Here is a 26924-nt window from a genome sequence, read left to right as displayed (position 1 = left end):
CAGAAGCGGGACGGCGGCAAGTGGGGGCGGGAATGAGCTTCGAGGACTTCTTCGGGCCACAGGTGCCCAGGCCGGGCGGCGAGGCGCAGGCCCCGACCTATGCCCTGGCCTCGGCGGCCTACCGGGACAACCCGATGGAGGACATCAAGAAGGCCGACAACGAGTGGCACCAGTCCACGGTCAACGAGGGCCGCAAGTGGGCGAAGATCTTCCGGCCCAACTTCGGTGAGGCGTACTCCCAGGCGGTCATCGACCGCATGCTGGGCGTCGGCCGCAAGCCGCTGATCCAGTCCTTCGGCAGCGAGCCCCAGGTGGTCGTCGAGCACTGCCTCGCGGCCAACCGCATCCGCAAGGAGCGTGACCAGCGGCTGACCGCCATCATGCTGCTGTGCGGCGTGCTGTTCCTGCCCGGCCTGCTGGTCTGGCTGCTGGTCTTCCAGCTCCGGGCCACCATGCTGAAGAACGGCAACAAGCGGGTCTCCGGGTTCGGCAGCGCCCTGCTGGCCGCCGTCGGGGTCGTCGCGGTGATCTTCCTGATCCGGATGCCGCTCACCGGCTTCTGGGGGTGGTACGCGCGCGGCTGCATCGTGCTCCCCGTGGCCGGCTGGTATCTGGCCAAGCGGCTGTGCGAGACCACCGCGAGGGACCTGCGCGGGGCCTGGGACGGTCTGCTGTCCGGCGGCAGCGTCGGTGCGAAGGTCCCCGAGGCGGTGCCGACCAGCCCCGACCAGGCCGCGGCCGAGCAGCTGCGCCAGTCCCTGGCCCGGCTCAGCGCCGAGCAGCAGTCCAACTCGGTCTTCTACGCCGGCCCCAGGGGGATACTCGGGATGGGCACCCGCTGGGGCTCCTGGCACCTGGCGGAGGAGCTGGTCCCCCTCGACCCGGTCAAGGGCGTCCACGAGTTCCGCGCCTGGACGGTGATCCGGGAGATCGAGAAGGAACTGAGCGTGCTGCACCGGCAGCACCTGAAGACCGGCGGCTTCTCGGAGCCGCAGGTCAAGCACTGGATCGTCACCCATGTCGGTGAGGGCGCCAAGGCGGTGTCCCGGCCCGAGGGCACCGACTACAAGGTGGGGCCCGGCGACGTGGAGAAAATCTGCAACACCAACCACTTCGACAAGGGCGAACGGCACTACCTGGGCGTGCAGTGGCCCAACCTGTGGAACGGCGAACTGATCATCACCATGATGGTCACCGTCAACGTGCTGAAGGAGACCCTGCGCATCGAGGTCACCGGACACGCGCTGGGCCCGGTCAACGGCCTGTTCGGCGGCAAGCCGGAGGCGCCCACCAGGACGGTCGCCAAGACCGTGAAGTTCTGGGAGACCCGGACCATCAAGCTGCCGCTGGTCACCCCGGACGAGGTGGTCCGGCTCGCCGCGCGGGCCACGATCACCTGGTACCCGCCGCTGCTGAAGTGGCTCGGCGGTTCCATAGGCCTGCCCGAGCCGTTCGGCCTGCGGCACGCCTGGGCCGACCAGCCCTGGAACCACCGCTTCATGGCCGACGACGCGCTGCGCGCGGCCACGCCGATACTCCGGGCGGTGCACCGGGCCGCGTTCACCGTGCTCAAGGAGCACGACGTCAACATGGACAAGTTCAACGCGCGGGCGGGAGCGCTCAGCGGGGCGGTCCAGGAGGCGTCACCGAAGAAGGCCGACAAGTACGACGCGTGATCCCCTCCCCCTCCCTCAGGGAGCCCTGTGTGCGGGAGCCCTGTTCGAGGGAGGGGGAACAGTAGAGCCTAGGCCGTCGGCCAGGCCTCGGCCAGCATCTTCCGGGTGTCCGCCAGCAGTTGCGGCAGTACGCGCGTGTGGCCCACCACCGGCATGAAGTTCGTGTCGCCGCCCCAGCGGGGCACGATGTGCTGGTGCAGGTGGGCCGCGATGCCGGCGCCCGCCACCGAGCCCTGGTTCATGCCGATGTTGAAGCCCTGGGCACCGGAGGCCGTGCGCAGCGCGGTCATCGCCTGCTTGGTCAGCTCGGCCAGCTCGGCCGTCTCCGGGCCGGTCAGGTCCGTGTAGTCGGCGACATGGCGGTACGGGACCGTCATCAGGTGGCCGCCGTTGTACGGGTAGAGGTTGAGCACCGCGTAGACGTGCTCGCCGCGCCGGACGATCAGTCCGTCCTCGTCGGACTTGGCCGGGATCGAGCAGAAGGGACAGCCGTCGTCGGCCCCCGGGCCGGTCGGCTTGTTCTCACCCTGGATGTAGGCCATCCGGTGGGGCGTCCACAGGCGCTGGAACGCGTCCTGCGTCCCCACTCCGATCTGCTGCTCCGGCTCACTCGTCATGCTAGGCAGCATATGGCTTCGCCCGTTCGCGGCGTGTCGCCGGGGCAGCAGGAAGCGGCTCGGCGGCGAAGCTGGACGGATGGACGACCGCAGTCGGCTGGACCGCTGGGATCGCAGGACCGACCTCCCGCTCGGCGTCGCGTCACTGGTCTTCCTGGGCTCGTACGCGGTGCACGTGCTGGACCCGGAGCTGCCCTCGGCCGTACACGCCATCCTCCTGTCGCTGACCTACGCGACCTGGGCGATGTTCGCCGTCGACTACGCGGTGCGCTGGCGGCTCAGCCACGAGGGCCCGGGGTTCGTACGACGGCACTGGCTGGACACCGTCGTCCTGCTGCTGCCCCTGCTGCGGCCGGTACGGGTGGTGCGGACCTACGAGGCGATGCTGCGCCGGCACGGTGAGCCCAGGATGGGGCTGCACGCACGCGTGGCGGCCTACTCGGCGCTGTCGATCGCGCTGCTGGGCTTCGCGGGCTCGCTCGCCGTCTACCAGGCCGAGCGCTCCGCTCCGGACGCGACGATCCGGACCTTCGGCGACTCCCTGTGGTGGACCTGCGAGACCCTCACCACCGTCGGCTACGGCGATTTCGTCCCGGTGACCGCCATGGGCCGGATCATCGCCGTGGGGCTGATGGCCTGTGGTCTGGCGCTGCTGGGCACGGTGACGGGGTCGTTCTCGTCGTTCCTGCTGCAGCGGTTCTCGCTGGGCGCGGAAGAGCGGAGGCCCCCGGAGAAGTGATCTCCGAGGGCCCCTTCGCATCCGGGCGGGATCAGACCTGGGTCCGCTCCTCGACCACCTTCACGATCTTGGCGATGGCCTCGTCGAACGGGATGCCGTTCTCCTGCGAGCCGTCGCGGTAGCGGAAGGAGACCGAACCGGCCGCCATGTCCTCGTCGCCCGCGATGACCATGAAGGGCACCTTCTGCTTCTGGGCGTTCCGGATTTTCTTCTGCATCCGGTCCGAGGAGCCGTCCACCTCGACCCGCAGACCCTTCTTCCGGGCCTCGGCCGCGAACTTCTGCAGGTACTCGACGTGCCCGTCCCCGATCGGGATGCCCACCGCCTGCACCGGCGCCAGCCACGCCGGGAAGGCGCCCGCGTAGTGCTCCAGGAGCACCGCGAAGAACCGCTCGATGGAGCCGAACAGGGCGCGGTGGATCATCACCGGGCGCTGCTTGGTGCCGTCGGCGGCGGTGTACTCGAGGTCGAAGCGCTCGGGCAGGTTGAAGTCGAGCTGGACGGTCGACATCTGCCAGGTGCGGCCGATGGCGTCCTTGGCCTGCACGGAGATCTTCGGGCCGTAGAAGGCGGCACCGCCCGGGTCGGGGACCAGCGGGAGGCCCTGCTTCTCGGCGACCGCGCGGAGCGTCTCCGTCGCCTCCTCCCAGACCTCGTCGGAGCCGACGAACTTCTCCGGGTCCTTGGTGGAGAGCTCCAGGTAGAAGTCGGTGAGGCCGTAGTCGCGCAGCAGGTTCAGGACGAAGGTGAGCGTCTTGTCGAGCTCCTCCGCCATCTGCTCCTTGGTGCAGTAGATGTGCGCGTCGTCCTGCGTGAAGCCGCGGGCCCGGGTCAGGCCGTGCACGACGCCCGACTTCTCGTACCGGTACACGGTGCCGAACTCGAAGAGGCGCAACGGCAGTTCACGGTACGACCGGCCGCGCGCGTCGAAGATCAGGTTGTGCATCGGGCAGTTCATGGGCTTGAGGTAGTAGTCCACGCCCTCGTCGAGCTGCATGGGCGGGTACATGCCCTCGGCGTACCAGTCCAGGTGCCCGGACGTCTCGAAGAGCTTCCCCTTCGTGGCGTGCGGGGTGTAGACGAACTCGTAGCCCTCCTCCTCGTGCCGGCGGCGCGAGTAGTCCTCCATCACGCGGCGGACGATGCCGCCCTTGGGGTGGAAGACGGCGAGACCGGAGCCGATCTGCTCCGGGATGGAGAACAGGTCCAGCTCGTTGCCCAGCTTGCGGTGGTCGCGCTTCTCGGCCTCGGCGAGGAAGTCGAGGTACTCCTTCAGCTCGTCCTTGGACGGCCAGGCGGTGCCGTAGATGCGCTGGAGCATGGGGTTCTTCTCGCTGCCGCGCCAGTAGGCGGCCGCGTTGCGCATCAGCTTGAACGCCGGGATCAGCCGGGTGGACGGCAGGTGGGGACCGCGGCAGAGGTCCTTCCAGCACAGCTCGCCGGTCTTGGCGTCCAGGTTGTCGTAGATCGTCAGCTCACCGGCGCCGACCTCGACGTCCGCGCCGTCGTCCGAGGACGCGGAGCCCTTGAGGCCGATCAGTTCGAGCTTGTACGGCTCGTTCGCCAGCTCCTCGCGGGCCGCCTCGTCGGTGACCACACGGCGGGAGAACTTCTGCCCCCGCTTCTGGATCTCCTGCATCTTCTTCTCGACGGCCTTGAGATCCTCGGGCGTGAACGGCTTCGCCACGTCGAAGTCGTAGTAGAAGCCGTCCTTGACCGGCGGGCCGATGCCCAGCTTGGCCTCGGGGAAGATCTCCTGGACGGCCTGCGCCATGACGTGCGCGGTGGAGTGGCGCAGGATGTTGAGACCGTCCTCGGAGGAGATCTCGACACCCTCGACGGTCTCGCCGTCCTTCACCTCGTACGCGAGGTCCTTGAGCTCACCGGCCACCCGGGCGGCGATGACCGCGCGCTCGCCGGCGAAGAGCTCGGCGGCCGTAGTGCCCGTCGTCACCACGCGCTCTTCCCGCTCGGAATCGCGTTGGATGATCACACGGACGTCTGACACCGGTCTCTCCTGACTGAAGGTGGATGCGGCGCCATACCAGGAGCGCGCGCAATACCGGATCGTACCGACCCGGCCCCGCCGACTGCGAAACGGTCGCTCTTTGTGAGGGACCGTCCGCGGTCAGTCGCAGTCGTCCCCGGTGCACGCCTCCTCGAAGAAGTCGAGGTTCTCCTGGAGGGACTTCAGCAGCCGGTCCCGGTCGGCCTCGTCCACCTGCACCGGTACGACCCCGGTGGCGCCGGACAGCCGGCGGAAGCCGCCCCGGCTCTCCAGCCGCCCGTGCACCCGCACCGGGAGCCCCACGAGGTGGGCCTGCCCGGCGATCCGGTAGTCCTCCTCGTCGAGGGTGACCCGGACGTACGGCACCTCGGCGCCGGCGATCACCCGCAGCCGTACCGCGCCCTCGCCGCGCGGATCGGAGCGGCGCATCCGGACCACGGTCCCGGTGACACGGACCGCGACGGAGGGTTCCTCGCGCAGATAGCGGGCGCCGGCCTCGCGCAGCACGGGCAGGTCGCCGGGTGAGAACTCGACGGGCTCGGAGGTGGCCGCGCAGTCGTCGGGGACCCCGGCGCCGGGCGCCCAGTCGACGGAGATGCGCGCGCCCTCGGTCCCGCGCACGAGCATGACGAGGGCGTCGGTCAGCTCACGGCTCACACCCGCCTCGACGGCTCCGTCGAAGGCGTCCATGCCGCCGGTGGCCCGCTGGTAGTCGATGGCCTCGCGGGCGGCGTACAGGGCCTGGTGGAGGCGTACGGCGAGCGGCCTGCCGGTGCCGACCGGCACGAAGGCGGCCAGCCCCCGCCCGCCCTCCGCCGAGCCGACGAGCACGTTCTCCAGCATCGCGGCGGCCGCGCGCTTGTGCCGGGCGCCGTAGTAACCGGCACGCGCGCGTGTGGCGAGCGCGCCGGCGAGCAGGGTCCCCCGGGCCGCGGTGCGCAGCTGCTCCTCGGCGGTCCAGGACGCGGCGTCGGCGGGTCCGCTCGGGACGTCCCGCCACCAGCGGATCTCGTCACTGGGCACGGCGAGCCCCACCAGCACCTCGCGGGCGGCGGGCGTACCGCTGCGCACGAGAGCGGTGAGCGCCTCCCCGAGCAGGTCGTCACTGTCCGGGAAGGCGCGGCTCTCGGGTACCAGCAGGCTGGTGCCGGTGTTGCCCGGCCCGGGTGGGGTCCAGCGGCCGTACCGCCCCGGGGCTCCGCCGCGCCGCTGCCAGCCGTGCCGGCGCAGCAGGGCGCCGAGCACGGCCGGGTCGACCTCGGCGGGCTCGGGGGGATGGTTCCAGTGGGGCCGATGGGAGTCGTCGGGATGCGGCCGGACCTCCCGCAGCTGCTCCTCGTACGGACGGTGCCTCATGGTCTGCCTCCCGTCCCGACCCGCGTCATGATCTCGCAGAGCGCCCGGTCGTCGAAGATGCGCGCGGTCGGAACCCGCACGGTGGTCCGGTGCCGGCCGGTGATCGGGTGCCCTGCCAGGTTGACCCAGTAGCAGCAGTGGCGCAGATCGAGCCGGTCGTGGCTGGCGCGCAGCCAGTCGTCCTGGGAGCGCGGTACCAGCATCACCACCAGGATCTTGTGCACCGACACCGGTGTGCGGGCGAGCTTGCGCAGGTGGTCGTTGTCCAGCGTGAAGGAGAAGAAACGTCCCGGCGGGTTCGGTGCTATCTGGTACGTGCACTTGAGCTGCACCTTTATGGTCACCTCGTCGTCGACGGTGTGTCCGGGCGAGCCATGGCTGACGTGCCAGTCGATGCCGTTGTCCGGGAATGGCTGCGACAGTGAGCAGCCGGCCGCCGCCGCGACGGCGTGCAGATATCCCACCTGCAGTGTCTCCATGCAGGCGGTGGTGGCGAGTGTGCCGCGATGGGGGCCCGTACGTTCGGGCAGCAGCCCGCCCCGTTCGGGCTGCGCTATCGCCATGACCAACAGCCTTCCCAGCCAAAGAGTTTCCCCGTGGCGGGCCGCTGAACTGCAAAGACCCGCACTCCTGTTGTGTCCTTCCGGCGTACGTCGCAAACAGGCCGGGTATCACCAAACGGGCAGAAGACGGAACGTCACCTGCCGTGGGTGAACGAGGAGTTGTATTGGCATGACGTGCTGGTACGAGGGGCCCCTTGCGGCCTTCGACACGGAGACCACGGGCGTGGACGTGGAGACCGACCGCATCGTGTCTGCCGCGGTCGTCGTCCAGGACGCCCCGGGCACCCGGCCCCGGGTGACCCGCTGGCTGGTGAACCCCGGCGTGCCGGTGCCGGAAGCGGCGACGGCGGTGCACGGGCTGACGGACGAACACCTGCAGCGCAACGGCCGTTGGCCGGCGCCCGTGATGTACGAGATAGCCGAGGAACTGGCCGAGCACGCGGCGATGCACCGCCCGCTGGTGGTGATGAACGCGCCGTTCGATCTGACGCTCCTGGACCGCGAGTTGCGGCGGCACCGGGCGTCCCCGCTGGACCACTGGTTCGAGGCGAGCCCCCTGCTCGTCCTCGACCCCCGGGTCCTGGACAAACACCTCGACCGTTACCGCAAGGGCCGCCGCACCCTGACCGACCTGTGCGCGCACTACGAGGTCACCCTGGAGGGCGCGCACGACGCCGGCGCGGACGCGCTCGCGTCCCTGGAGGTCGTACGGTCCCTGGGGCGCCGTTTCGCGGCACGCCTGGAGCGTCTGACCCCCGCGGAGCTGCACACGTTGCAGACGACGTGGCACGCGGCGCAGGCCCGTGGCCTGCAGGCGTGGTTCAACCGCAGCGGCACACCGGAGACGGTGAACCAGGACTGGCCCCTGCGGCCGGAACTGCCGACGGCGGCTTGAGAGACGGGGCGCCGGCACAGGCGCCCCGCCTCTCCGCCCGGTCACGGCGTCCGGTCACGGCACGAGATGCCGGCGCAGCCGCGCGTGCGCGGTCCTCTCGGCGTCGGCGAACCTGGCGCGTCCCGCGTCGGTCAGGGTGACCTCGACCGTCCTGCGGTCTCCGGCGCGGCGCTCGCGTTCGATCAGTCCGGCCGCCTGCAGCCTCTTCAGGAGGGCGGACATCCGGTTCCCCGACTCCCGGAGGAACTCCGTCAGCCGGGCCACGGGCACCGGCCGGCCCCGGGCCTCGGCGAGGGCACCGAGGACGAGGTGGTCGTGGAGCGACAGACCGTGCGGTGTCCGACGGATCGCGGTCGATCATGTCCTTCTCACCCCGGCCCCTCCGGCCGGCCGGCGACGTGACGCAGGGAGTGCCAGGCGACCACCGCCCAGGCGGTGACGAGCAGCGCGTACAGGACGACGGCGCTCCATACGAACAGCTGTGAGCCGGTACGGGCGGCGAGGGCACTCGTGCCGGTGACGGCGGCGCCGAGGGGGAAGATGAAGGACCACCAGGTGGGCGCGAACGGCAGCCCCCGGCGGATCTCCCGCACGGTCAGCGCCGTGGCGAGCACCAGCCACAGCAGGGCGAAGCCCCACAGCCCCAGCCCGCACAGGAGCGCCGCGACCGCACTCCCGCGCGCATACGGGGCGGGCAGCGCGCTCGGCGCCGCCGTGGCCAGCGCGCCCAGCGCCGTCACCGCCTGGTCCAGCGCCCCCACGCCGATCCACACCGTGGGCACCACCGCGCCGCCGGGCACGTCGTGATGCACCAGGCGGCTGTACACGATGGCCAGCACCAGCAGGACCGCGACCAGCCCGAGCCCGAGCATCGCGTAGCAGCCCAGCAGCATGGCCAGGCGCGGCTGCCCGGCCGACGCCCGCGGGACGAGCAGCGCGCCCGTGGCGGCGGAGACCATCGGCGGCACCACCGGCAGCAGCCAGCCGCCGAACGCCGCGTCGGGCGTGTACCGGTGCCTGGTGACCATCAGATACGGAACCGTGCAGGCAGCGGCGAGACCCAGCACCGTACCGACGGACCACAGCGCCCAGTCCGCATCCAGCGCCGCACGCTCCCCGATCAGCCGCCGGCCGAGCAGCAGCGTGCCCGCCCCGACGGTGAGCAGTGCCATCGGCGGTGCCCCGAAGAACTGGGCCGTCACCGGATCGACGGCATGCGCGCGCAGCGTCCGCTGCCCGAGGTAACGGGCGGTCAGCACGATCAGCAGCAGCGCGGCCCCCGCCCAGACCACCGTGGCGGCCGCGTCGAGCCCGGGGAAGCCGCGCGGCAGGGTGGCCGCCGCAGCGGCGACGATCCCCGTGCCCATGACGGCCGCGAACCAGCCGGGGGCGAGCGGCCCCCGCGGCCGGTCACGGGCATGCACGGAACGTCTCGGAGCGGGGCCGGCCTGGGACGGGACCGCCCGGCCGGTACTGGAGTGGGGTGCCACGGCGTGGAGTGCCTTCTCTGTCTCGTGTCGGATGCGTCACCGCCCGGGACCGGCGGCGGTGGTCGGCCGACCGGCCGGTCCGCACCCGGCAGCTCACGGGGCGCAGCCGGGACCGTCGGCCCGTTGCCGCTTCCGAAGCTATGGCGGAGCACGCATCCCGCCACAGAGCAGCTCGCGCCATGACTCCCTCACACCAGGACATCGAGGCGCCGGGCACCGAGTGGGTTCGATAATCAAACTCATAAAGGGTAGGATCGGGCGGGTCCGTCCGGCCAGGAGGCGCACGATGCGGGACACGCAGTCAGGCAGGAAACCGCTGCTGGTGACCGTGCTGGTCTTCCCCGGCGTACGCCTGCTCGACGTCACCGGCCCGATCGAGGTGTTCGCGTCGGCCAACGAATTCGGCGGGTGTTACCGCGTGCGCACGGTCTCCCCGGACGGCGCCGACGTGGTCACCGCGGCCGGCACCGGACTGAGCGTCGGCCTGGCCGCGGCGCAGCTGACGGAGGGCAGCGACGTGGCCGTCATACCCGGCGGACCCGAGTGGCCGTCCCTCGTCAAGGACGACGCCCTGCTGGACGCCGTGAGGACACTCGACGCGCACAGCCGCCGTACCGCGTCCATCTGTACCGGCGCCTTCCTCCTCGCCGCGGCCGGGCTGCTCGACGGACGCAGGGCGACCACGCACTGGCGCTTCGCCGACCAGCTCGCCCTGCGGTATCCGCGGGTGACCGTGGAGGCGGACGCCCTGTTCGTGCGGGACGGCCACATCATGACCTCCGCGGGCGTCAGCTCGGGCATCGATCTGTCGCTGGCCCTGGTCGAGGAGCAGCTCGGCGCCGACGTCGCCCGGGCCGTGGCCAAGGACATGGTCGTGTTCATGCAGCGGCCGGGCGGCCAGTCCCAGTTCAGTGTCCGCACGCACGCCCCGCGCGCGAGACAGGAGATGCTGCGCAGGGTCCTGGACGCGGTCGCCGAAGATCCGTCCGCCCCGCACACTCTCGCGACCATGGCGCGCCGGGCGGGTGTGAGCACCCGTCATATGACGCGCCTGTTCCACGACGAGATGACCACGACCCCGGCCCGCTATGTCGAGCAGGTCCGTATGGAAGCCGCACAGGCGATGCTGGAAGGCGGCGACGACCCCATGGCCACGGTGGCCCGGCGCACCGGCTTCGGCTCACCGGAGTCGCTGCGCCGGGCCTTCACGCGCAACCTCGGCATCACGCCGGGGGCCTATCGGGCGCGCTTCCGCACCACGGACACCGCGGCCGACGTCAGGTTCCCGTGACGGTCCGTCCCGGCATCGGCTCCGCGAGCGCGGCCCGCCACGCCGGTGGGTCGAACGGGCCGGCGAAGTACTGCGTCTCGTGCGCCACGTGCCGGCCGGTGAACTCCATGACGCTCACCGAGTACGACGGCACACCGTCGTAGGTGATGACGCATTCACTCACCCAGACGTTGGCGTGGCCGGTGATCCGCTGGACGGTGAAGTGCCGGTCGGCCGGGTGCCCGCCGCGTTGCGCCGCGATCGCCTCGCGCCCCCGGAAACGCTCGCCCGACTGCGGGTAGTCCAGGATCGCGTCCACGGCGTACACGGCGTGCTCGGCTTCGATGTCCCCGCGTTCCGACGCCCGCCAGTGCTCCTCGATCGCGGCCCTGATCCGGGACTCACTGTCCATGGCACCGCCCTTCCGTGGCGGGGACAGCCTAGGGACCACCGGCCGCCGCCGCCCCGCAGGCAGGCGCGCGCAGGGCGTCGCGTCCACCATTCGGCCGTGCACGCAAAAGGCCGGTCCGCACAGGCGGACCGGCCTTCCCGGTGGTGGGCGATACTGGGTTCGAACCAGTGACCTCTTCGGTGTGAACGAAGCGCTCTCCCACTGAGCTAATCGCCCGGGAACGCAGTGAACAATACAGGGACCGGCGCGTTTCGTTCAAACCGCTTGCAGGTGCCCGAGCAGTCCGCGCCGCCCCGCCCGCATCATCAGCCGGTGGTTGACGCGGAAGAACGGCCGTCCGGGGACGGCCAGTCGCCGCAGCAGCGGCTTGTTGACGTCCACGACCTGCTCGTAGCGGGCGAGTGTGCCGGTGCCGTCGGCGGTGACCGTCCAGCGGGCCCAGCCCTCGATGTCGCCGGTCATCGCGACCTCCAGCACGCCGGCCGCCGGATCGCTCCGGGTCTCGCGCGCGGTGAAGGTCATGTCGTACGGCAGGACCGAGCGGATGGTGATGACGCCGGTGGTGTCGTTCAGGCGGCTCACCGAACGCACCTGGGGCCACCAGTCCGGGTACTCCTCGACCCGTTCGAGGGCCCGGTAGACGGCCGTGGTTCCGTGGGGCAGCGGCCACAGGCTGAGGAAGCGGTAGTGGGTCCAGTCCATGGGCGGAGTCTGCCCGTGCGCCGCATCTGAGTACGCGTACTCATGCCGTACGAAGTGACCTGAACCACACTCGGGGATGCGAGCGCCGCCGCCCGTGCGACGGCGCTCCCCCGCCCACCTGCTAGGAGGGCATCTTGTCGCCCAGCAGGGCGAGGTTCTCGATGGCGGCGAGCCCGTACAGCGCGGTGTCGTTGGAGGACACCCAGCTCGCCTCGCTGCCCGCGACGAGGGTGACCGGGCCGGACAGCGGCTCGGTCTTCCAGGGCGAGGACTCCATATAGCCGTCGGAGCTGTAGAACTTCGTCCACGCGCGCGTGGCGAGCGTGGCGTCGCCGGTCTGTACGGCGGCGTACGCGTCGAGGCGCGAGTGGCCCTGGAAGAGCAGCAGGGTGCCGAAGTTGGTGCCGTAGCGTGCCGCCTGTTCGGCCTTGGTGGCGTTGAAGTAGCGGCAGTAGTCGAAGTAGACCTCGTTGAACTTCGGCATGTCGACCAGGTAGATGAGTTCGGCGCAGAGTTCGTTGAGGCCGAAGACCGCGGAGAGGTGGGAGACCGAGACGACCGGGGTGGCCGCGGTGGCGAACTTGCCGGTGTCGAGGTCGTACAGGCCGCTGCCCTGGACGAACCCGTTGGGCTGGGCGGCGATGCCCTCCATCGTCGACAGGACGCGGGCCTTGGCCTTCTCCCACTTGGGGCCCTTGCGTTCCCTCTCGGTGAGCCAGGCCGAGACCAGGCCGCTCCAGTCGGTGCCGAAGCCGATGGAGAGGGCGTGCCGGTCGGGGGTGTAGGGGTCGGTGCGGACCTTGCGCAGCGGGTCGAGGACGAGGAAGGTCTCGTCGGAGTCGACGTTGGCGGCCATGAGGTCGCCGACGCGTTCGTCGGCGGTGAGGAAGTAGTAGAAGCGCCGGTAGGTGGTGTTGGAGATGCGCTGCTGCTTGGCGCTGTCCGCGAAGTGCTGCACGCCGTGCCGGGTGCCGAGGCCCGCCCACTGGCCGATGTGGTAGACGTCGACCTCGCCGGTGTGCCGGGTCAGCGCCTCGGCGAACCGGAAGATGTCGGAGCGCCCGCTTCTCAGGTACGCGTACCAGAGCCAGAGGTCCGGCGAGAGCTCGGAGTTGTCCCAGGCGTAGCCGCCGACGTCGTACCGCCACTGGTGGCGCACGGTGTCGTAGGTGTGCATGAAGTCGCCGTAGTCCCAGAAGCCGTACCAACGGCGTTGCTCCACCTGGTCCTTGTAGTAGGTGAAGAGGAAGTCGAGGTGGTCCTCGATCTTCGCCTTGGCGGCGGTGGAGCGGTCGGGCTCGGAGAACAGGCCCGGGCCGAAGACCTTGGCCTTGATCAACTGCTGGGGCGGGGCGGTGAGTTGCGGGAGCACCCGGACCGCGTCGACCTGGTCGGCGAGCACCTCCGGGGTCGGTGTCGTCTCGTTGGCCCAGAACAACAGCTCCGAGGTGCGGGCGATGCCGTAGGGGGTGCCGAACTCGGGCTCGTAGTCCTCGTAGGTGATGTTGAGGCCTTCGAGCTGTTCGGCGTAGGTGTCCTGGCCCATGCCGTCGTGGTAGAAGCGCAGGTCCATCGGCTGGGCCTCGGGCGACCAGAGCCAGAGGGTGACCTCGGCCGCGTCGGTGTGCGCGTCGCGGATGTCGAGCTGGGCCGGGAACTTCTCCCAGAAGTCCCGCAGCCCGAAGGAGAGTCCGCCGCTCGCCCCGCCGACGTAACCGAACCCGGAGGCCCGCTTCCCGCCGCCGGCCGCGATCCAGCCGTACCCCTTCTTCGTGCGCTTGCGCAGGGTGAAGCCGTCGGCGGAGAGCTGGGCGAGGGTGTAGTCGCCCCAGTGCGGGATGTACTGGAGGCGGGTGGTGACCCGCTGGTCCCAGGTGGCCGGGTCGGGCAGCTTCTGGCCGGCGTACTGGGCCGCCTGGACGGCCGCGCCCGGGTCGCGGCGCAGGCCGGTGATGCCCTGAACGGCCTCCCGCAGCAGGCCTGTTCCCTCGCCGCCGATGCGGATGTGCCGGTCGTACGCCTCGTCGCGCATCGGCACGGTGAAGCGGACGCCGAGCCCGCGGATGAAGTCGCCGCTCGCCTTGCCCGGCTCCTGCGTACCGTCGTACGTGATCGTGTGGACCATGCGGAAGGAGTCGGCGCCCGCGTAGAAGTAGAGGCGGATCGAGAACGGCAGCCAACTGCGGCTTCCCTTGCGGTGCTTGCCGTCGATACGGACGACCGCGCGGACCGGGCCGTCCTGTTCGACGGTGACGGAGTCGATGGCGCCGTCGAATCGCTCGGTCTTGACCGTGCCCTGGTCCTCGTCCTCGACCTCGGGCTGGCGGATGAGGACCAGCCGGCCGTTCCTGGCGATCTCGGTGGAGCCCCGGGTGACGGACTTGATCAGCGTCGAGCCGTTCTTGCCGATCTTCGCGGCGATCACTCCGGTGGAGACGTCGATGGTCCCGCCGCCCGTGGAGACGGTGACCTTCTTGCCGGGCGCGGCCGCGTCGCCCGCCGCGAGCGTGAGCTTGCCGCTGCCCGAACTCACCGCGTGGGCGGTCCACTTGAGGGAGCCGTCCGGCCAGTAGGCGATCGGCCAGGACTGGACGGGCACGTCCTTGCCGTCGGCGTCCGTCAGCGCGAAGGTCTGGTCCTCCTGGAACGTGCCCATCGGCCAGGGCACACCGGCGGTCGAGCCGGGCGCGGCACCGAGGCCGCCGTCCTCCAGCCAGTCCAGGGTCACCGGGTCCGCGTCGGCGGCCCCGGCTCTGGGCGCGGCCTGGGCGTCCTTCGTCCCCAGCGCCCAGCTGAACTGGGCGGCGGCGCCGGCGACGGCGGCCGCCTTGAGAAGGGACCTACGGGGGATGGGAGACATGTTTCCGCCTTTCCTTTCCGTGCGGGTGCAGGGTGGTCAGGGGCATGACAGAGAGAGGTACGGCGCCGGTGGCACCGCCCCTGATGGAAGGCTGGTCAGCGGCGGCGCCGGCGCTCCTCCACGGCGACGGCCGCCGCCGCGACGGCGCCCAGCACGGGCACCGCCAGCGGCGCGATGAGCAGGGCGGAGCAGACCACGAGGACCGCTCCCCCGACGAGCAGGAAGGACCCGCCGGGGTCGAGGACGGTACGGCGGCCCGCCGCCGCGAGCAGGGTGCGCCAGCGGTCGCCGGGCGCCCAGACGGCCGCCGCGCGGAGACCCGCGACCGCGAGACCGATCACCGCGAACAATCCGACGGCCCCGACGAGCGGCCCGCCCGGCAGCCCGGCGCGCACGGCCCGGACGTCCACCCAGGCGACCGCGACCGCGCCCCAGCCGGCGAGCCCGACGGCCCAGCCGCCGCGCACCGCGACCCGGAAGTCCGCGACGAACTCCCGCCAGCCGCCGGCCACATGGCCGGTACGGCGGCGCAGATGCCGGGCACCGGCGGCGAAGGCGGCCGGGTAGGTCACCACGCCCAGCGAGGCGACGGCGATCCACACCCCGGTGAGCAGACACTCGGCGAAGACGCCGAACTTCTCCGTGAAGACGGACGGCTTGGTGCGCACGTCGGCCACGACGTCATCAGCCCTTCAGTCCGGAGGTCGCCATTCCGTCGATCAGATAGCGCTGGAAGGCGAGGAAGAACAGCAGCACGGGCAGCAGCGCGACCAGGGACATGGCGATCATCCCGCCGTAGTTGGCGGCCACGCCGTCGGAGTCGCGGAACATCATCAGCCCTAGGGAGACGGTGTACTTGCCGGGCTCGTTGAGGTAGATCAGCGGGCCCATGAAGTCGTTCCAGGCGTTGATGAAGGTGAAGATCGCGCTGGTGATGAGGGCGGGCCGGCACAGCGGCAGCACGATCGACCAGTAGATGCGGAAGTGCCCGCAGCCGTCGAGCCGGGCCGCCTCGTCCAGTTCCCGGGGCAGGTTGCGCATGAACTGCACCATCAGGAAGACGAAGAAGGCCTCGGTGGCGAGGTACTTGCCGATCAGCAGCGGGGCGTAGGTGTTGATCCAGCCCAGTTTCTGGAACATCACGTACTGCGGGATCAGCAGCACGTGGTACGGCAGCAGGAGCGTGCCGATCATCAGGGAGAAGAGCAGGTTGCGGCCCGCAAACCGGATACGGGCGAAGGCGTAGGCGGTGAGCGAGCAGGAGATCAGCACCCCGACGACGGCTCCGCCGGCGTAGAAGAGGGAGTTCTGGAAGAAGGTCCAGATGCTGATGTCCGCTATGCCGTCGGCGAGGCCCTTGAAGTTGGACACGATCGGGTGGGACGGGAACAGCTGGAGGCTGTTGATGATGTCCTTGCTCGGCTTGAACGAGGCGCCGATCACCCAGACGACCGGGTAGAGGATGACGGCCAGGATCAGCAGGGCGCCGAGGTGCCAGGCGAGGGACCCGGCCCGCCTGCGGCCCACCGTCTCCGTGACCTTGGTGGTGATCGCGCTCATCGGGCGCCCTCCTCGTAGTACACCCACTTCTTCTGGGACCAGAAGAGAACGGCCGTCACCAGGGCCACCGCCAGCAGCAGCATCCAGGCCATGGCGGAGGCGAAGCCCATCTGCGCGTTCTGGAAGCCTCGCTGGTAGAGGTAGCAGGTGTAGACGAGCGTGGCGTCGGCCGGGCCGCAGTAGGTGTTGGAGACGACGTACGCCGAGGCGAAGATCTGGAAGGAGTGGATGGTCTCCAGGAGCACGTTGAAGAACAGCACCGGGGAAATCATCGGCAGGGTGATGTTCCAGAACTTCCGGAAGGGTCCCGCGCCGTCCATCTCGGCGGCCTCGTACAGCTCCTTCGGTACCTGCTTCAGGCCCGCCAGGAAGATGACCATGGGCGCGCCGAACTGCCACACCGTCAGCGCGACCAGGCTGTACAGCACCCAGTCGGCGTTGCCGACCCAGCCGCCGACGTGCCAGCCGAAGAAGGACTGGGTACGGTCCACGATCGCGCCGTCGGAGAACAGGGACCGCCAGACGAAACCGACCGAGACGCTCGCGCCGATCAGCGAGGGGGCGTAGAAGGCGGCCCGGTAGAAGGCCTGGCCGCGACGGCTCTGGGCGAGGAGCATCGCCACCCCGAGGGCGAGCAGCAGCTTCAGCGGGGTGCCGATGACCACGTACTTCGCGGTCACCTCCACCGACTTCTGCCAGCGGGGGTCGTCGAACATCTTGGTGAAGTTGTCGAACCCGACCCACTTCGGGGTGTTGAAGAGGTTGTAGTCGGTGAACGCGAAGTACAGCGAGGCGACCATCGGGCCCGCGGTCAGCAGCAGGAAGCCCGCGATCCAGGGGGACATGAACAGGTAGCCGGCGAGGTTCTCACGCCGGCGGCCCGGCCGCCCCGCGGTGGCGGAGGCGGCCGAGCGCGTCTTTCGGGCGGTGGGCAGCGAGTCCTTGACGAGCGTCACGGCATGTCCCATCAGGCCTGGAAGGCGGCCTCGGACTCGGTGAAGAACTGCTTCACCGCGTCCGCGACCTTCGTCTTGCCCTGTCCGAGGTCACCACCGATGCGCAGGAAGGCGGCCTCGATGGTGTCGGCCCCGGAGGGGTGCGGGGTGATCGTGCCGAGGACACCGGCCTTGGCGGTGTCGTTTTCGTACTGCGCGATCTCCTTGTTCACCGGGTCGGTCGGCTTGAACGCCGCGTACTGCTCGGTGCTCGCCAGGATGCCCCGGTCGTAGCCCATGATCTTGCCGACCTCAGGGTCGTGGACCATGAAGTCGATGAACTGCGCGACCTCCTTGGGGTGGGCCGTGCGGGCGGAGGCGCTGAGCATCAGCGAGGCGAGGTACTGGCCGGTGTGCTTGCCGTCCATGGTCGGGATCGGGGCGAGGCCGTAGGTGCTGCTGCCCTCGGAGGAGTAGCGGACCGTGAAGTTGTCCCAGGTGAACTCCGAGGCGCCGTGTCCGGCGGAGAGGGAGGACTTGGGCTGATCCTGCGCCACGACCTTCGGGTCGGTGACGATGCCGGCCTTGACGCGGTTGTAGCCGTCGGTCCACCACTCCGTCAGGTCGGCCTTGTCGAAGCCGAGCCCGTCCGACGTGTAGAACGCCTTGCCGTTCTGGCGGAGGTAGAGGTCGTAGAGGTACATGATCGCGAAGTAGCCGGTGTCCCCCGGCACCTTCGTCTTGTCATGGATGGTCTTCAGGGCCTTGAAGTAGTCGTCCCAGGTCCAGCCCGTGTGCGGCTCGACGCCGGCCTTCTCGAAGACCTTCTTGTCGATGACCAGCGCCATGGTGTTGGAACCGACGGGAATTCCCAGCTGCTTGCCGTCGACCTCGCCGACCTTCGTCACTCCGGCCCGGAAGTGATCCAGGCTCAGATTGCCCGCCTGAACCTGCGACTTGAGGTCGAGAAGAATTCCTCGCTTGTCGTACTTCCGAAGAAAGGTGACGGCATTTTGGAAAACGTCCGGCGGATTTCCACCGGCGGCCTGGGTCTGGAACTTCTCCCAGAACGATTGATACGTCTGGAAGTCGGTCTTGACCTTGATCTTCGGGTACTTCTTCTCGAAGAGGGAGATGGTCTGGTTGATCTTCTGCGCACGCTCCTCGGCACCCCACCACGAGTAACGGATCGTCACCGTTCCGTTCCCGGAGCCGCTGTCACCGCCGCACGCCGTCGTCGCCCCCAGCCCGAGCACGGCCGCCGAGGCACCGGCCGCCTTCAGGATGGTCCGCCTCTCCACATTCCTGCTGGTTCCCACAGTCGGGCCCCTCCCCGCCGCGTCGCCGCTGGCTGCATGAATCGTTTCAAGTAAGCGCTTGCTGGCACAAGTTACGGAGGGCCCGGTGAGGCGTCAATGATTCGGACAGGAATTTCTTGTGAGCGGGGCCGCGGAGCGGAGCGGAGCAACGAGAGCGTGGCGGCCTCGGGGTGGGTGACGCCGCAGGTGAGGGGCGCACGGTCGGGTGGCCGAACGTGAAGTGGCTTGCCGGGGAGCGCGAATTGGCGGCCGCTCACCGGAAGACACGCAACGCGGGCGGCTCAACTCGATCGCCGGACAGGCGGCTTGCCCGCTTGCGGCGTCCCGGGCCGTTCGGGCCGCCGCGATCACGCGCCCCGGGATCACCCCGGTGGAGCAGGGCCCACCCATACGGCCGGGCCGCCGGAGACCGGCCTGTCGGGATCGGACCACGCACAGGACGCGTGTCGCGGCCCCGGCGGACCGGTCACGGGTCGGTCGGCTTCGGCGAGTGATCCGAGGTCGGCCGGGCTGTCCGGAATGCGCGTCGGGGGGCGAGGTGGGCTCACGCGGAGCCGCCGACCCTCAGTGTGCAGGGCGTACTCCGGGGCAGGCAGCGACGGGCCAGGTACCGAGCGTGTTCGCCCCCGCCTCGACGGACGAGCCCGCAGAACCGACCCGGCCGCCCAGACTCCGGCACACTGCCGACGAGCCGTACCGCACCCCTCAGGCCGCCCCACGCCCTCCGCCGCATCTACGGCGGCCGTCGGCCCGAAACAGCCTTCGCCGGGCCCGACGCGCGCACCGCACGAGGCAGCCGGCGCATTGCCCTCGCCGACCGTCCGCCCGGGCCCCTCAACGACTGCGGCCCACCTGCCTTCTCGCAGGTGGGCCGCAGTTCCGGGTGGGCGATACTGGGTTCGAACCAGTGACCTCTTCGGTGTGAACGAAGCGCTCTCCCACTGAGCTAATCGCCCGGACGCAGGAAGAACATTACCCCATGTCAGGGGGTGCCCCCGACCAGTCGCCGGGGGCCCATGGCACGCGCCCGGGTCACTCCTCGATCTTCCAGGGCATCACTATGCCGAACTTGGAGAGGTAGACCCCGACCAGACCGGCCACGACCACCAGGCCGATCGTCGTCAGCGTGATGTTGCGGCGGCGCACCTTCGGGTCGAGTGCCTTCTGTGCCGCCTCCGTGACCTTGCGTTTCGTCCAGCGGAGCACCAGCTGGGCCCAGACGAACTCGGTCGCCCAGATCGCCATGCCGCCGAAGATGACCACCCAGCCCGGCCCGGGCAACGGCAGCAGGACGATGCCCACGACCACCACCGCCAGGCCGACCACGAAAACCCCGACCTGCCAGCTCAGGTGCAGTGCCCGGCGCGCCTTGATGAACCCGGGCGCCCGCGATCCGAGCCCCCGCTCGTCGCGTGCCCCGTCCGTCGTCGTCCCGTCCACCTCGCTCCCGTCCGAGGCCACGGCAACCTCGCCCGGTTCGTTACTCCCCGTATTCATACGACCAAACCCTACCCGAGCGATTCCGGTCACCGGAATGGACGTAGCTCTCGTAGTGGTTCTCGGCCGGAAGAGTTACGTAAAGACACGCAAAACACGCAGAGGGGTTTACAACGGCACCGTAGGTGGCATGTCGATTTCGCCGACGTGCGAATCCCCGAGCGCACACTGAGCGAAAGGCCCTGGCGCTTATGAACACCACGGTCAGCTGCGAGCTGCACCTGCGCCTCGTTGTGTCGAGCGAGTCCTCCCTGCCTGTCCCCGCAGGCCTGCGGTACGACACGGCCGACCCCTACGCCGTGCACGCCACCTTCCACACCGGAGCCGAGGAAACCGTCGAGTGGGTGTTCGCCCGCGACCTCCTCGCCGAGGGACTGCACCGCCCCACCGGCACCGGAGACGTCCGCGTCTGGCCGTCCCGCAGTCACGGACAGGGCGTCGTGTGCATCGCCCTGAGCTCCCCGGAAGGGGAAGCGCTGCTAGAAGCCCCCGCGCGGGCCCTGGAGTCCTTCCTGAAGCGAACTGACGCCGCCGTGCCGCCCGGCACGGAACACCGGCACTTCGATCTCGACCAGGAGCTCTCGCACATTCTGGCGGAGAGCTAGGGCGCGGCCCCTGCAAGCCGCCCGGCGCCGTCCACTCGGGGAGACGGCTCGGGCCTAGACAACCGCATACGGCAGCATCGGCGCCGCCACCGTGATCGGTCACGGGGCGGCGTCGGCGTGCCCTGCGCCGGCGGGAACCTTCGCCGGGCGGTGATCGTTCTACAGGACAGCCACGAGTGGGGCGGGGCACGGTACGGCGCGCCCGGATGTCGCTACCATCGGCCACCATCGGCGGGCGCCCGCCCGACCCCCAGGCCAGGGAGCGAAACGTGCTGATCACCCACGACACCCGGCGTTCCCTCGACATCGTGGTGGATCTGGTGAACACCGCGCCGGAGGACGACACAGCGCTGGACGGACTGTCCGATGTCGCGGCCCTCCAGAATTTCGTACGAACGCACGACATCAGCGATGTGGGCGTGCTGTCGGAGTTCGATCTGTCGGCGGTGCGCAAGATCCGCGGACGGTTCTCGGGAGTCTTCGCCAGCCCGGACGCCCGGGCCGCCGCGGGGATGATCAACGAACTGGTCGCGGCCGCGGGCACCACCCCCCGGCTCACCGACCACGACGGCTACGACTGGCATGTGCACTACTTCGCGCCCGGCGCCTCGGTGGCCGACCACCTCGCCGCCGACGGCGGGATGGCGCTCGCGTTCTTCGTCGTCGCCGGGGAGCAGGAGCGGCTGCGGCGTTGTGAGGCCCCGGACTGCCGACGCGCCTTCGTCGACCTCTCGCGCAACCGCTCGCGCCGCTACTGCGACAGCCGGACCTGCGGAAACCGTCTGCATGTCGCCGCGTACCGGGCACGCCGCAAGGAGGCCGCGGGCTGACCCCCGGGCCGATGCCCGAGAGGCGGGAGCCCCGCGCACGGGAACCCGCGGGGGAACGCGGAAGACGGGTCGATGCCGACGCCCCTCCCGGCGGGTGGCGCCGGGACGGGCGGGTACGGCTCATAGCCACAGCAGGTCGTGCAGCGCAGCCATGAGGAGCAGACACCCGATCACCGCTAGGAAGATCATCAGCGGTGGCTGGGAAAGGGCGAAGAGGCACCCGCGGGGCTCGTCCTTCGACGGCGCGGCCTCGCTCTGTTTCGTGTCCAGCATCTCGCGGCGATGATGACCCAGCGAGCACCCTCTGCGCGATCAACACACCCGGAATGGGCGGGAGTTCGCCGAATTCCGTGATGTCCGGTTCGCTTCCGGTCACCCCCTGAACGCTTCCGTGCGCGCCGCGGACGCACTGTGTCGTTTCAATGCTTCATGTGACTGTCATATGCATGTGCCCGTGACCGGGCTGACCAGTGCCGGGCCGGGTGCGGCGGGAACGCCGTCCCCCGTGCCGCTCCCGCGCCGTGCCGACCGCCGCGGAGTGTCATATTCCGTGCTTCTTGAGGATGGCCTCGATATCGCTGAAGTCGTCGCCCGAGCCGGTGCTCCGGGGCGCCGCCGCGGGGCGGGTCGCCGGGCGGGTGGCGGGGCCCAGCGACGGTGCCGAGGCGGTCGGGGCGACCGCGTCGTTGCGCGCACTGCGGGCGGCCGCCTTGCGCTCGGCACGGGTGCCGCCGCGCCGGCGCTCCACGGCTCGGGTGGTGGCGAACAGCGCCCAGGCCGCGCCGAGCACGCCGAAGCCCGCCCAGGCGGTGGGGCTGAACGCGGTGTCGGCGAGCCAGCCCACCACTCCCGTCATGACCAGGCCGACGGGCACGAGTGAGTAGGCGGCGATCCGGGCCGCTGCCAGATAGCGCTTGCGGTAAGCGGTGACCACGGCGATGCCCAGGCCGGCCGCGGACACGGCGGAGCAGACTGTCTCGGCGATCATCCGGTCCTCCTGGCGGGCGCGGTCGGGCGGGCGGGGCGACAGGCGCGCATGCGCTGCGCCCCTTCCATCGTGCACCGCCAGGCCCGCACGATCCATGCCTCAGCCCGACAATCAGGGGCATCTCGGGGTCCTCTCCGGGTCGTCTCCACCCCAGGGACGAGCGACGCAGCCACCCGGCCACCGGTCACCGCCCGCCGTCCCGATTGGGTCGACGGAGCCCGGCCTGGAAGACTGGCCGCCATGAACGACTCCCCCGCGCGCGCCGACGCCCCGGTCCTCGACGTCTGGTGCGAACTCCAGTGCCCCGACTGCCGCAGCGCCCTGGACGACCTCCGTGCCCTGCGCGCCCGGTACGGCGACCGGCTGGAGCTGCGGCTGCGGCACTTCCCGCTGGAGAAGCACAAGCACGCCTTCGCCGCCGCGCAGGCCGCCGAGGAGGCGCTGGAGCAGGGGAAGGGCTGGGAGTACGTGGAGGCGGTGCTCGGCCGGGTCGAGGAACTGGACCGCGCGGGCGAGCCCTTCCTGGTCGAGGTGGCCCGTGAACTGGGCCTGGACGCCGAGGAGTTCGACACCGCGCTGGTCGACGGCCGGCACATCCTGATCGTCGACGCCGACCAGGCCGAGGGCAAGGCCATCGGCGTGACCGGCACCCCGACCTATGTCATCGGCGGCGAGCGCCTCGACGGCGGCAAGAGCCAGGAGGGGCTGCGCGAGCGTGTGGCGGAGATCGCGGACCGGCTGCTGGCCGAGCAGGGCTGACCGGACCTCAGATCAGATCCTTGTACAGGGTGGACGTCACGGTGGCGTAGCCGAGCGATGCGTAGAGCCGCTCGGCCGGGGTGTTGCCGGCGAAGACGTTGAGGCCGAGGACGTGTCCGCCGACGGCGATCACCTGGTTCTCCGCCAGCAGCATGAGCGTGCGGCCGTGCCCGTGCCCGCGGTGGGCGGCGTCGGTCTCGACGTCGTACACCCAGGCCTGGTCCTCCCGGAAGGCCACCCACAGGGTGCCGACACGTGTGCCTTCGTGTTCGAGGACGCTGAACCGCATGCCCTCCGTGGCGAGTCCCCGCGGCAGCAGCTTCTCGTGGCCGATCCTGGAGTTCTCGTACGCCTCGGCCTCGGGCACGCCCAGGCCGATCCACCCGCGCGCGTAGTGATCGGTCTCGTACGCGAGCCACGCCTCGTACTCGGCCTCGGTCATGCCACGGCCCCGGCTGCCCGCCGGCAGGCCGGGCGGGGTGTCGCCGAGCCGCTTCGACATGCCCCGGTTGCGCAGGACGTAGCCGAGTGCCTCGGCGAGACGGAGCGCCGGCTCCGCGGCGGCGGGCACGTACACCTCGATCTGCCGGCAGCCCCAGCCGCGCGCCACCTCCTCCGCGGCGAGCGCGGCCACCGTGCCCCGGCCCCGGCGGCGGTCCGGCTCCTCGACGCGCAGATCGTTGATGCGGGCCACCCGGGCGCCGAGACTCGGCGAGGTGCCGAGGTGGAGGGTGCCGACGGGTCTGCTGTTCACGCACACCTGGAAGCGGCGGGACAGCGCCCCGTCCGCACCTCGCTGGAGCGGCTCGGTGGGCCGCAGGGTCGTGGTCATCAGAGGAGTTCTACCCGGGGAGAGGCCGCACAGCAGCCCAATTTCCCCGCGCCCCCTACGGGTCCAGGTCCTCGCCCGACCGCTCGTCGAAGATCCGCATCGCCTTGGCCGTCACCGGGCCCGGGGCGCCGGGGAGTTCACGGTCGTCGACCCGGTGCACGGCCTGGACGTCGCGCAGGGTGGAGGTGAGGAAGACCTCGTCGGCCCGCTCCAGGACATCTAGGGGCAGGTCGGTCTCCTTGGCGCCGGTCCACTCGACGGTCAGGGCGCGGGTGATGCCGGCCAGGCAGCCGGAGGCGACCGGCGGGGTGTGGATCTCGCCGTCGAGGACGACGAAGACATTGGACCCGGTGCCCTCGCAGAGCTGCCCGACGGTGTTGGCGAACAGGGCCTCGGAGGCGCCGTGTTCGCGGGCCCGGGCCAGGGCGACGACGTTCTCGGCGTACGACGTCGTCTTCAGGCCGGTGACAGCGCCCCGCTCGTTGCGGGTCCAGGGGACCGTGATCACGGCGGTGGAGTCGGCACGGCGGCTGGTCTCGCCGAGGGCGACGACCAGGGTGGGGCCGTGTTCGCCGCGGTCGGAGCCGAGGGGGCCGTGGCCGCCGGTGTAGGTGATGCGCAGCCGGCCCAGCGGCATCGGGTTGGCCGCGAGGACCGCCTCGCAGGCCCGGCGCACCTCGTCGTGGTCGGGGTCGGGCAGGCCGAGGCCCCGCGCCGAGCGGGTCAGCCGGTCGAGATGCCGGGTGAGCGCGAAGGGCCTGCCGTCGGCCGCCTTCACCGTCTCGAAGATGCCGTCCCCCACGGTCAGCCCGTGGTCGAAGACGGAGACGCGCGCGGACTCGGCGTCCTGCAGCCCGCCGTCCAGCCAGATCCTCACCTGAGACCCCCTTCGTTCACGTCGTACGTGCCCGACGCTACCGCGAGCAGCCGGGCCGCCTTCAGCTCGGTCTCCCGCCATTCACCCTCCGGGTCGGAACCCCAGGTGATCCCGGCCCCGGTCCCGAACCGCAGGACGCCCGCGTCCCGGTCGATCCAGAAGGTACGGATCCCGACCGCCAGCTCGCCGACACCCCGGTCCGCGTCGACCCAGCCGACGCCGCCGCAGTACGGACCGCGCGGCGCGCTTTCCAGGGCCTCGATGATCCGCAGCGCGCTGGACTTCGGCGCGCCGGTGACCGAGCCGGGCGGGAAGGCGGCGGCGAGCAGCTCGGGCCAGCCGGCGTCCGCGCGGAGCTCACCGCGGACCGTGGAGACCAGGTGGACGAGCCCCGGGTGCTTCTCCACGGCGCACAGGTCGGGGACGGTCACCGTGCCGGTGGCGCAGACGCGCCCGATGTCGTTGCGGACCAGGTCCACGATCATCACGTTCTCGGCGTAGTCCTTCTCCAGGAGGTCCGCCTCGGTGCGGCCGGTGCCCTTGATGGGACCGCTCTCGACGGTCCGTCCCGTCCGGCGCAGGAACAGCTCGGGCGAGGCGGTGGCTATCTCCACGCCGTGCCCGGGCAGGCGAATCGTTCCGGCATACGGCGCCGGGTTGCCTCGGGCCAGTAGCGCGGTCAGGGCGTCCACGTCGGCGTCCGGGGCGACCGGCGCGGACAGCACACGGCAGAGGTTGGCCTGGTACACCTCGCCGGCCGCGATGTACGTGCGGATCCGCTCCACGCCCGCCGTGTACGCGGCGCGGTCGAGGGACGACGTCCAGTCACCGGCGGCCGGGCCGTGCCACTCCCCCGGCACCGGCGCGGGCACCGGCTCCTCCCGTACGTCGCCGAAGCGGGCGCAGGTCAGCCGCCCCTCGAAGTCCGCGCAGACGGCCCAGAAACCGGTGGAGTCGAGAGCCGCGGGATCGCTGGTGACATCCAGGAGACCGGTGGCGACACGGCCGCCGAAGCGGGCGAGAGGAGGGAGACGGAGCACGTCGTCGAGTCTATGGCGGGTGTCCTGGGGATGACCCGGGCATGTCGCCGAGGGGGCCCTGACCACGTCGTCCGCCGGGTCAGGCGCAGCACGCTGCGCAAACGCGTTTTTGTGCTGGCCGGGGAATCCGCTAGAGTTCAACACGTCGCCGGGACGCGAGAGCGGACCGAAACGACAAGCGGACGTAGCTCAGTTGGTAGAGCGCAACCTTGCCAAGGTTGAGGTCGCGAGTTCGAGCCTCGTCGTCCGCTCGCAGGAACAGGGGTCTTCCCGATCCCCTACACTCCTGGTGGAGTGGCCGAGAGGCGAGGCAACGGCCTGCAAAGCCGTCTACACGGGTTCAAATCCCGTCTCCACCTCCAAGGACGATTAGCTCAGCGGGAGAGCGCTTCCCTGACACGGAAGAGGTCACTGGTTCAATCCCAGTATCGTCCACTGGATCTTGGCCGGAAGGCCCCGGATCTGCCCCGCGCGATTAGCTCAGCGGGAGAGCGCTTCCCTGACACGGAAGAGGTCACTGGTTCAATCCCAGTATCGCGCACGCATTGCCCGTGATCTTCGGATCGCGGTCCCGAGGACGATTAGCTCAGCGGGAGAGCGCTTCCCTGACACGGAAGAGGTCACTGGTTCAATCCCAGTATCGTCCACACGCTGAAGAAGCCCCGGCCGTCTCGAACGGCCGGGGCTTCTTCGTGCGCCGCTCAGCTGGAGAAGAGCATGTGGGCCCAGCCCTTGTTGTGGTGACCGCCGTGGTGGCCGTGCCCGCCGTGGTGACCGCCGTGGTGCGGGGCACCCCAGGCCGGCGCGGGCGGGGCCGGGTACGCCTGCGGGGCCGGCGGGACGGGCTTCGCCCACTGGGCCTCCATCTGGGTCAGCGCCTCCAGCTCGCCGTAGTCGAGGAAGATGCCCCGGCAGCCGCTGCACTGCTCGATCTGGACGCCACTGCGGTTGTAGGTGTGCATCGGCGCATGGCACTTCGGACAATGCATGGTCGGCTCAACTCCTCGCCGGTCGATACTGCTTCGCGTTTCCCCAGGACAGACTCCGTCCGACCCCGGTCGGTTGCACCCTACTTCGGGAACGCGCGCCCCAAC

General features: G+C 70.4%; 27 protein-coding genes and 7 tRNA genes. 12 read left to right on the top strand and 22 right to left on the bottom strand.

Annotated features, from left to right (window positions below):
- Positions 1–32: 32 nt before the first annotated feature.
- Positions 33–1676, top strand: coding sequence for a hypothetical protein (locus tag AB0D85_RS12155; RefSeq protein WP_362317558.1), 1644 nt, complete (start codon positions 33–35; stop codon positions 1674–1676).
- Positions 1677–1744: 68 nt separating this feature from the next.
- Here AB0D85_RS12155 and AB0D85_RS12150 read toward each other — a convergent pair whose 3' ends face one another.
- Positions 1745–2305, bottom strand: a complete 561-nt coding sequence (locus AB0D85_RS12150; protein ID WP_362317555.1) for an HIT domain-containing protein — start codon at positions 2303–2305, stop codon at positions 1745–1747.
- A 67-nt stretch (positions 2306–2372) separates the two neighbouring features.
- Here AB0D85_RS12150 and AB0D85_RS12145 point away from each other — a divergent pair, with 67 nt between their 5' ends.
- The gene (locus tag AB0D85_RS12145; protein WP_362317552.1) at positions 2373–3032 is read left to right on the top strand and encodes a potassium channel family protein; all 660 of its coding nucleotides are present in this window, start codon (positions 2373–2375) and stop codon (positions 3030–3032) included.
- Between the two features lie 31 nt (positions 3033–3063).
- On the opposite strand, the gene thrS is transcribed toward AB0D85_RS12145, so the two are convergent.
- The 3 genes from thrS to AB0D85_RS12130 form a co-directional block, all read right to left on the bottom strand.
- Positions 3064–5040: a threonine--tRNA ligase gene (thrS, locus tag AB0D85_RS12140; protein WP_362317549.1), complete on the bottom strand. Its 1977-nt coding sequence runs from the start codon at positions 5038–5040 to the stop codon at positions 3064–3066.
- A gap of 120 nt (positions 5041–5160) precedes the next feature.
- Positions 5161–6396, bottom strand: a complete 1236-nt coding sequence (locus tag AB0D85_RS12135) for a hypothetical protein (RefSeq protein ID WP_362317546.1) — start codon at positions 6394–6396, stop codon at positions 5161–5163.
- On the bottom strand, positions 6393–6959 hold the full coding sequence (locus tag AB0D85_RS12130; protein ID WP_352366764.1) for a DUF4365 domain-containing protein: 567 nt from the start codon (positions 6957–6959) through the stop codon (positions 6393–6395). The genes AB0D85_RS12135 and AB0D85_RS12130 overlap by 4 nt, the downstream gene beginning before the upstream one ends.
- Positions 6960–7128: 169 nt before the next feature.
- Between AB0D85_RS12130 and AB0D85_RS12125 the strand changes: the two genes are divergently transcribed.
- The gene (locus AB0D85_RS12125) at positions 7129–7854 is read left to right on the top strand and encodes a 3'-5' exonuclease (RefSeq protein WP_362317542.1); all 726 of its coding nucleotides are present in this window, start codon (positions 7129–7131) and stop codon (positions 7852–7854) included.
- A 54-nt stretch (positions 7855–7908) separates the two neighbouring features.
- Here the strand turns inward: AB0D85_RS12125 and AB0D85_RS12120 are convergent, their stop codons facing one another.
- Together AB0D85_RS12120 and AB0D85_RS12115 are read right to left on the bottom strand one after the other, a co-directional pair.
- On the bottom strand, positions 7909–8181 hold the full coding sequence (locus AB0D85_RS12120; protein WP_362318008.1) for a MarR family transcriptional regulator: 273 nt from the start codon (positions 8179–8181) through the stop codon (positions 7909–7911).
- Between the two features lie 41 nt (positions 8182–8222).
- Positions 8223–9278 (bottom strand): TDT family transporter, encoded by a 1056-nt coding sequence (locus tag AB0D85_RS12115; RefSeq protein WP_362317539.1) that lies wholly within the window; start codon positions 9276–9278, stop codon positions 8223–8225.
- Positions 9279–9630: 352 nt separating this feature from the next.
- On the opposite strand from AB0D85_RS12115, the gene AB0D85_RS12110 reads away from it, so the two are divergent.
- The gene (locus AB0D85_RS12110) at positions 9631–10635 is read left to right on the top strand and encodes a DJ-1/PfpI family protein (protein WP_362317536.1); all 1005 of its coding nucleotides are present in this window, start codon (positions 9631–9633) and stop codon (positions 10633–10635) included.
- Here the strand turns inward: AB0D85_RS12110 and AB0D85_RS12105 are convergent.
- The 10 genes from AB0D85_RS12105 to AB0D85_RS12060 all read right to left on the bottom strand — a co-directional run bounded on the left by AB0D85_RS12105 (position 10622) and on the right by AB0D85_RS12060 (position 19899).
- Entirely contained in the window at positions 10622–11026 is a 405-nt protein-coding gene (locus AB0D85_RS12105; protein WP_362317534.1) for a nuclear transport factor 2 family protein, read from the bottom strand. The two genes, AB0D85_RS12110 and AB0D85_RS12105, sit on opposite strands and share 14 nt — an antisense overlap.
- A 141-nt stretch (positions 11027–11167) precedes the next feature.
- A tRNA-Val gene (locus AB0D85_RS12100) sits at positions 11168–11242 on the bottom strand.
- Positions 11243–11281: 39 nt separating this feature from the next.
- Positions 11282–11728 (bottom strand): SRPBCC family protein, encoded by a 447-nt coding sequence (locus AB0D85_RS12095; protein ID WP_362317531.1) that lies wholly within the window; start codon positions 11726–11728, stop codon positions 11282–11284.
- 121 nt (positions 11729–11849) lie between these two features.
- A complete protein-coding gene (locus tag AB0D85_RS12090; protein ID WP_362317528.1) occupies positions 11850–14588 on the bottom strand; it encodes a Tat pathway signal sequence domain protein in 2739 nt (912 codons plus the stop codon).
- A 95-nt stretch (positions 14589–14683) separates the two neighbouring features.
- Positions 14684–15265 (bottom strand): hypothetical protein, encoded by a 582-nt coding sequence (locus AB0D85_RS12085; protein ID WP_362317525.1) that lies wholly within the window; start codon positions 15263–15265, stop codon positions 14684–14686.
- 7 nt (positions 15266–15272) lie between these two features.
- Positions 15273–16148 carry a carbohydrate ABC transporter permease gene (locus tag AB0D85_RS12080; RefSeq protein ID WP_362317522.1) on the bottom strand — a complete coding sequence of 292 codons (876 nt, stop codon included), beginning with the start codon at positions 16146–16148 and terminating at the stop codon, positions 15273–15275.
- On the bottom strand, positions 16145–17116 hold the full coding sequence (locus AB0D85_RS12075; protein WP_362317519.1) for a sugar ABC transporter permease: 972 nt from the start codon (positions 17114–17116) through the stop codon (positions 16145–16147). The genes AB0D85_RS12080 and AB0D85_RS12075 overlap by 4 nt, the downstream gene beginning before the upstream one ends.
- Positions 17116–18402 (bottom strand): substrate-binding domain-containing protein, encoded by a 1287-nt coding sequence (locus tag AB0D85_RS12070; protein ID WP_362317516.1) that lies wholly within the window; start codon positions 18400–18402, stop codon positions 17116–17118. The genes AB0D85_RS12075 and AB0D85_RS12070 overlap by 1 nt, the downstream gene beginning before the upstream one ends.
- 884 nt (positions 18403–19286) lie before the next feature.
- Positions 19287–19358 (bottom strand) — tRNA-Val (locus tag AB0D85_RS12065).
- 76 nt (positions 19359–19434) lie between these two features.
- Positions 19435–19899 (bottom strand): TIGR02611 family protein, encoded by a 465-nt coding sequence (locus AB0D85_RS12060; protein WP_362317513.1) that lies wholly within the window; start codon positions 19897–19899, stop codon positions 19435–19437.
- 191 nt (positions 19900–20090) lie between these two features.
- Here AB0D85_RS12060 and AB0D85_RS12055 point away from each other — a divergent pair, with 191 nt between their 5' ends.
- Positions 20091–20504 (top strand): SsgA family sporulation/cell division regulator, encoded by a 414-nt coding sequence (locus tag AB0D85_RS12055; RefSeq protein WP_004002642.1) that lies wholly within the window; start codon positions 20091–20093, stop codon positions 20502–20504.
- 269 nt (positions 20505–20773) lie between these two features.
- A complete protein-coding gene (locus AB0D85_RS12050; RefSeq protein ID WP_362317510.1) occupies positions 20774–21334 on the top strand; it encodes a CGNR zinc finger domain-containing protein in 561 nt (186 codons plus the stop codon).
- 120 nt (positions 21335–21454) lie between these two features.
- On the opposite strand, the gene AB0D85_RS12045 is transcribed toward AB0D85_RS12050, so the two are convergent.
- Positions 21455–21607, bottom strand: a complete 153-nt coding sequence (locus AB0D85_RS12045; RefSeq protein WP_234531635.1) for a hypothetical protein — start codon at positions 21605–21607, stop codon at positions 21455–21457.
- Positions 21608–21875: 268 nt separating this feature from the next.
- A complete protein-coding gene (locus AB0D85_RS12040; RefSeq protein WP_362317506.1) occupies positions 21876–22322 on the bottom strand; it encodes a hypothetical protein in 447 nt (148 codons plus the stop codon).
- Between the two features lie 240 nt (positions 22323–22562).
- On the opposite strand from AB0D85_RS12040, the gene AB0D85_RS12035 reads away from it, so the two are divergent.
- Entirely contained in the window at positions 22563–23081 is a 519-nt protein-coding gene (locus AB0D85_RS12035) for a DsbA family protein (protein ID WP_362317504.1), read from the top strand.
- Positions 23082–23088: 7 nt separating this feature from the next.
- On the opposite strand, the gene AB0D85_RS12030 is transcribed toward AB0D85_RS12035, so the two are convergent.
- Genes AB0D85_RS12030 through AB0D85_RS12020 form a run of 3 tightly spaced genes read right to left on the bottom strand, consistent with a single transcriptional unit; the run spans position 23089 to position 25830 of the window.
- A complete protein-coding gene (locus tag AB0D85_RS12030; protein ID WP_362317502.1) occupies positions 23089–23913 on the bottom strand; it encodes a GNAT family N-acetyltransferase in 825 nt (274 codons plus the stop codon).
- 55 nt (positions 23914–23968) lie between these two features.
- A complete protein-coding gene (locus tag AB0D85_RS12025; RefSeq protein WP_362317500.1) occupies positions 23969–24790 on the bottom strand; it encodes an aminodeoxychorismate lyase in 822 nt (273 codons plus the stop codon).
- Positions 24787–25830 carry a chorismate-binding protein gene (locus tag AB0D85_RS12020; protein WP_362317497.1) on the bottom strand — a complete coding sequence of 348 codons (1044 nt, stop codon included), beginning with the start codon at positions 25828–25830 and terminating at the stop codon, positions 24787–24789. The genes AB0D85_RS12025 and AB0D85_RS12020 overlap by 4 nt, the downstream gene beginning before the upstream one ends.
- Before the next feature lie 178 nt (positions 25831–26008).
- Here AB0D85_RS12020 and AB0D85_RS12015 point away from each other — a divergent pair.
- The 5 genes from AB0D85_RS12015 (at position 26009) to AB0D85_RS11995 (ending at position 26477) form a co-directional block, all read left to right on the top strand.
- Positions 26009–26081, top strand: a tRNA-Gly gene (locus AB0D85_RS12015).
- Between the two features lie 37 nt (positions 26082–26118).
- A tRNA-Cys gene (locus AB0D85_RS12010) sits at positions 26119–26192 on the top strand.
- A gap of 1 nt (position 26193) precedes the next feature.
- Positions 26194–26265, top strand: a tRNA-Val gene (locus AB0D85_RS12005).
- A 34-nt stretch (positions 26266–26299) separates the two neighbouring features.
- Positions 26300–26371: transfer RNA gene (locus AB0D85_RS12000), tRNA-Val, on the top strand.
- Positions 26372–26405: 34 nt separating this feature from the next.
- Positions 26406–26477: transfer RNA gene (locus AB0D85_RS11995), tRNA-Val, on the top strand.
- Positions 26478–26531: 54 nt separating this feature from the next.
- Here AB0D85_RS11995 and AB0D85_RS11990 read toward each other — a convergent pair.
- Positions 26532–26819 (bottom strand): zf-TFIIB domain-containing protein, encoded by a 288-nt coding sequence (locus AB0D85_RS11990; protein ID WP_362317495.1) that lies wholly within the window; start codon positions 26817–26819, stop codon positions 26532–26534.
- Between the last annotated feature and the right edge of the window lie 105 nt (positions 26820–26924).

The organism is Streptomyces sp. NPDC048277, assembly GCF_040652235.1.
GTDB lineage: Bacteria > Actinomycetota > Actinomycetes > Streptomycetales > Streptomycetaceae > Streptomyces.
Note: the sequence above shows the minus strand (reverse complement) of the source record. Positions and strands in the feature narration are given on the sequence as shown.

What these genes read in the sequence shown, in the direction of transcription:
- AB0D85_RS12155 (WP_362317558.1), top strand. Translation starts at nt 33, where the DNA reads ATGAGCTTCGAGGACTTCTTCGGGCCACAGGTGCCCAGGCCGGGCGGC.
- AB0D85_RS12150 (WP_362317555.1), bottom strand. Translation starts at nt 2,305, where the DNA reads ATGCTGCCTAGCATGACGAGTGAGCCGGAGCAGCAGATCGGAGTGGGG.
- AB0D85_RS12145 (WP_362317552.1), top strand. Translation starts at nt 2,373, where the DNA reads ATGGACGACCGCAGTCGGCTGGACCGCTGGGATCGCAGGACCGACCTC.
- AB0D85_RS12135 (WP_362317546.1), bottom strand. Translation starts at nt 6,396, where the DNA reads ATGAGGCACCGTCCGTACGAGGAGCAGCTGCGGGAGGTCCGGCCGCAT.
- AB0D85_RS12130 (WP_352366764.1), bottom strand. Translation starts at nt 6,959, where the DNA reads ATGGCGATAGCGCAGCCCGAACGGGGCGGGCTGCTGCCCGAACGTACG.
- AB0D85_RS12125 (WP_362317542.1), top strand. Translation starts at nt 7,129, where the DNA reads ATGACGTGCTGGTACGAGGGGCCCCTTGCGGCCTTCGACACGGAGACC.
- AB0D85_RS12110 (WP_362317536.1), top strand. Translation starts at nt 9,631, where the DNA reads ATGCGGGACACGCAGTCAGGCAGGAAACCGCTGCTGGTGACCGTGCTG.
- AB0D85_RS12105 (WP_362317534.1), bottom strand. Translation starts at nt 11,026, where the DNA reads ATGGACAGTGAGTCCCGGATCAGGGCCGCGATCGAGGAGCACTGGCGG.
- AB0D85_RS12095 (WP_362317531.1), bottom strand. Translation starts at nt 11,728, where the DNA reads ATGGACTGGACCCACTACCGCTTCCTCAGCCTGTGGCCGCTGCCCCAC.
- AB0D85_RS12090 (WP_362317528.1), bottom strand. Translation starts at nt 14,588, where the DNA reads ATGTCTCCCATCCCCCGTAGGTCCCTTCTCAAGGCGGCCGCCGTCGCC.
- AB0D85_RS12080 (WP_362317522.1), bottom strand. Translation starts at nt 16,148, where the DNA reads ATGAGCGCGATCACCACCAAGGTCACGGAGACGGTGGGCCGCAGGCGG.
- AB0D85_RS12075 (WP_362317519.1), bottom strand. Translation starts at nt 17,116, where the DNA reads ATGGGACATGCCGTGACGCTCGTCAAGGACTCGCTGCCCACCGCCCGA.
- AB0D85_RS12060 (WP_362317513.1), bottom strand. Translation starts at nt 19,899, where the DNA reads ATGAATACGGGGAGTAACGAACCGGGCGAGGTTGCCGTGGCCTCGGAC.
- AB0D85_RS12055 (WP_004002642.1), top strand. Translation starts at nt 20,091, where the DNA reads ATGAACACCACGGTCAGCTGCGAGCTGCACCTGCGCCTCGTTGTGTCG.
- AB0D85_RS12045 (WP_234531635.1), bottom strand. Translation starts at nt 21,607, where the DNA reads ATGCTGGACACGAAACAGAGCGAGGCCGCGCCGTCGAAGGACGAGCCC.
- AB0D85_RS12040 (WP_362317506.1), bottom strand. Translation starts at nt 22,322, where the DNA reads ATGATCGCCGAGACAGTCTGCTCCGCCGTGTCCGCGGCCGGCCTGGGC.
- AB0D85_RS12035 (WP_362317504.1), top strand. Translation starts at nt 22,563, where the DNA reads ATGAACGACTCCCCCGCGCGCGCCGACGCCCCGGTCCTCGACGTCTGG.
- AB0D85_RS12030 (WP_362317502.1), bottom strand. Translation starts at nt 23,913, where the DNA reads ATGACCACGACCCTGCGGCCCACCGAGCCGCTCCAGCGAGGTGCGGAC.
- AB0D85_RS11990 (WP_362317495.1), bottom strand. Translation starts at nt 26,819, where the DNA reads ATGCATTGTCCGAAGTGCCATGCGCCGATGCACACCTACAACCGCAGT.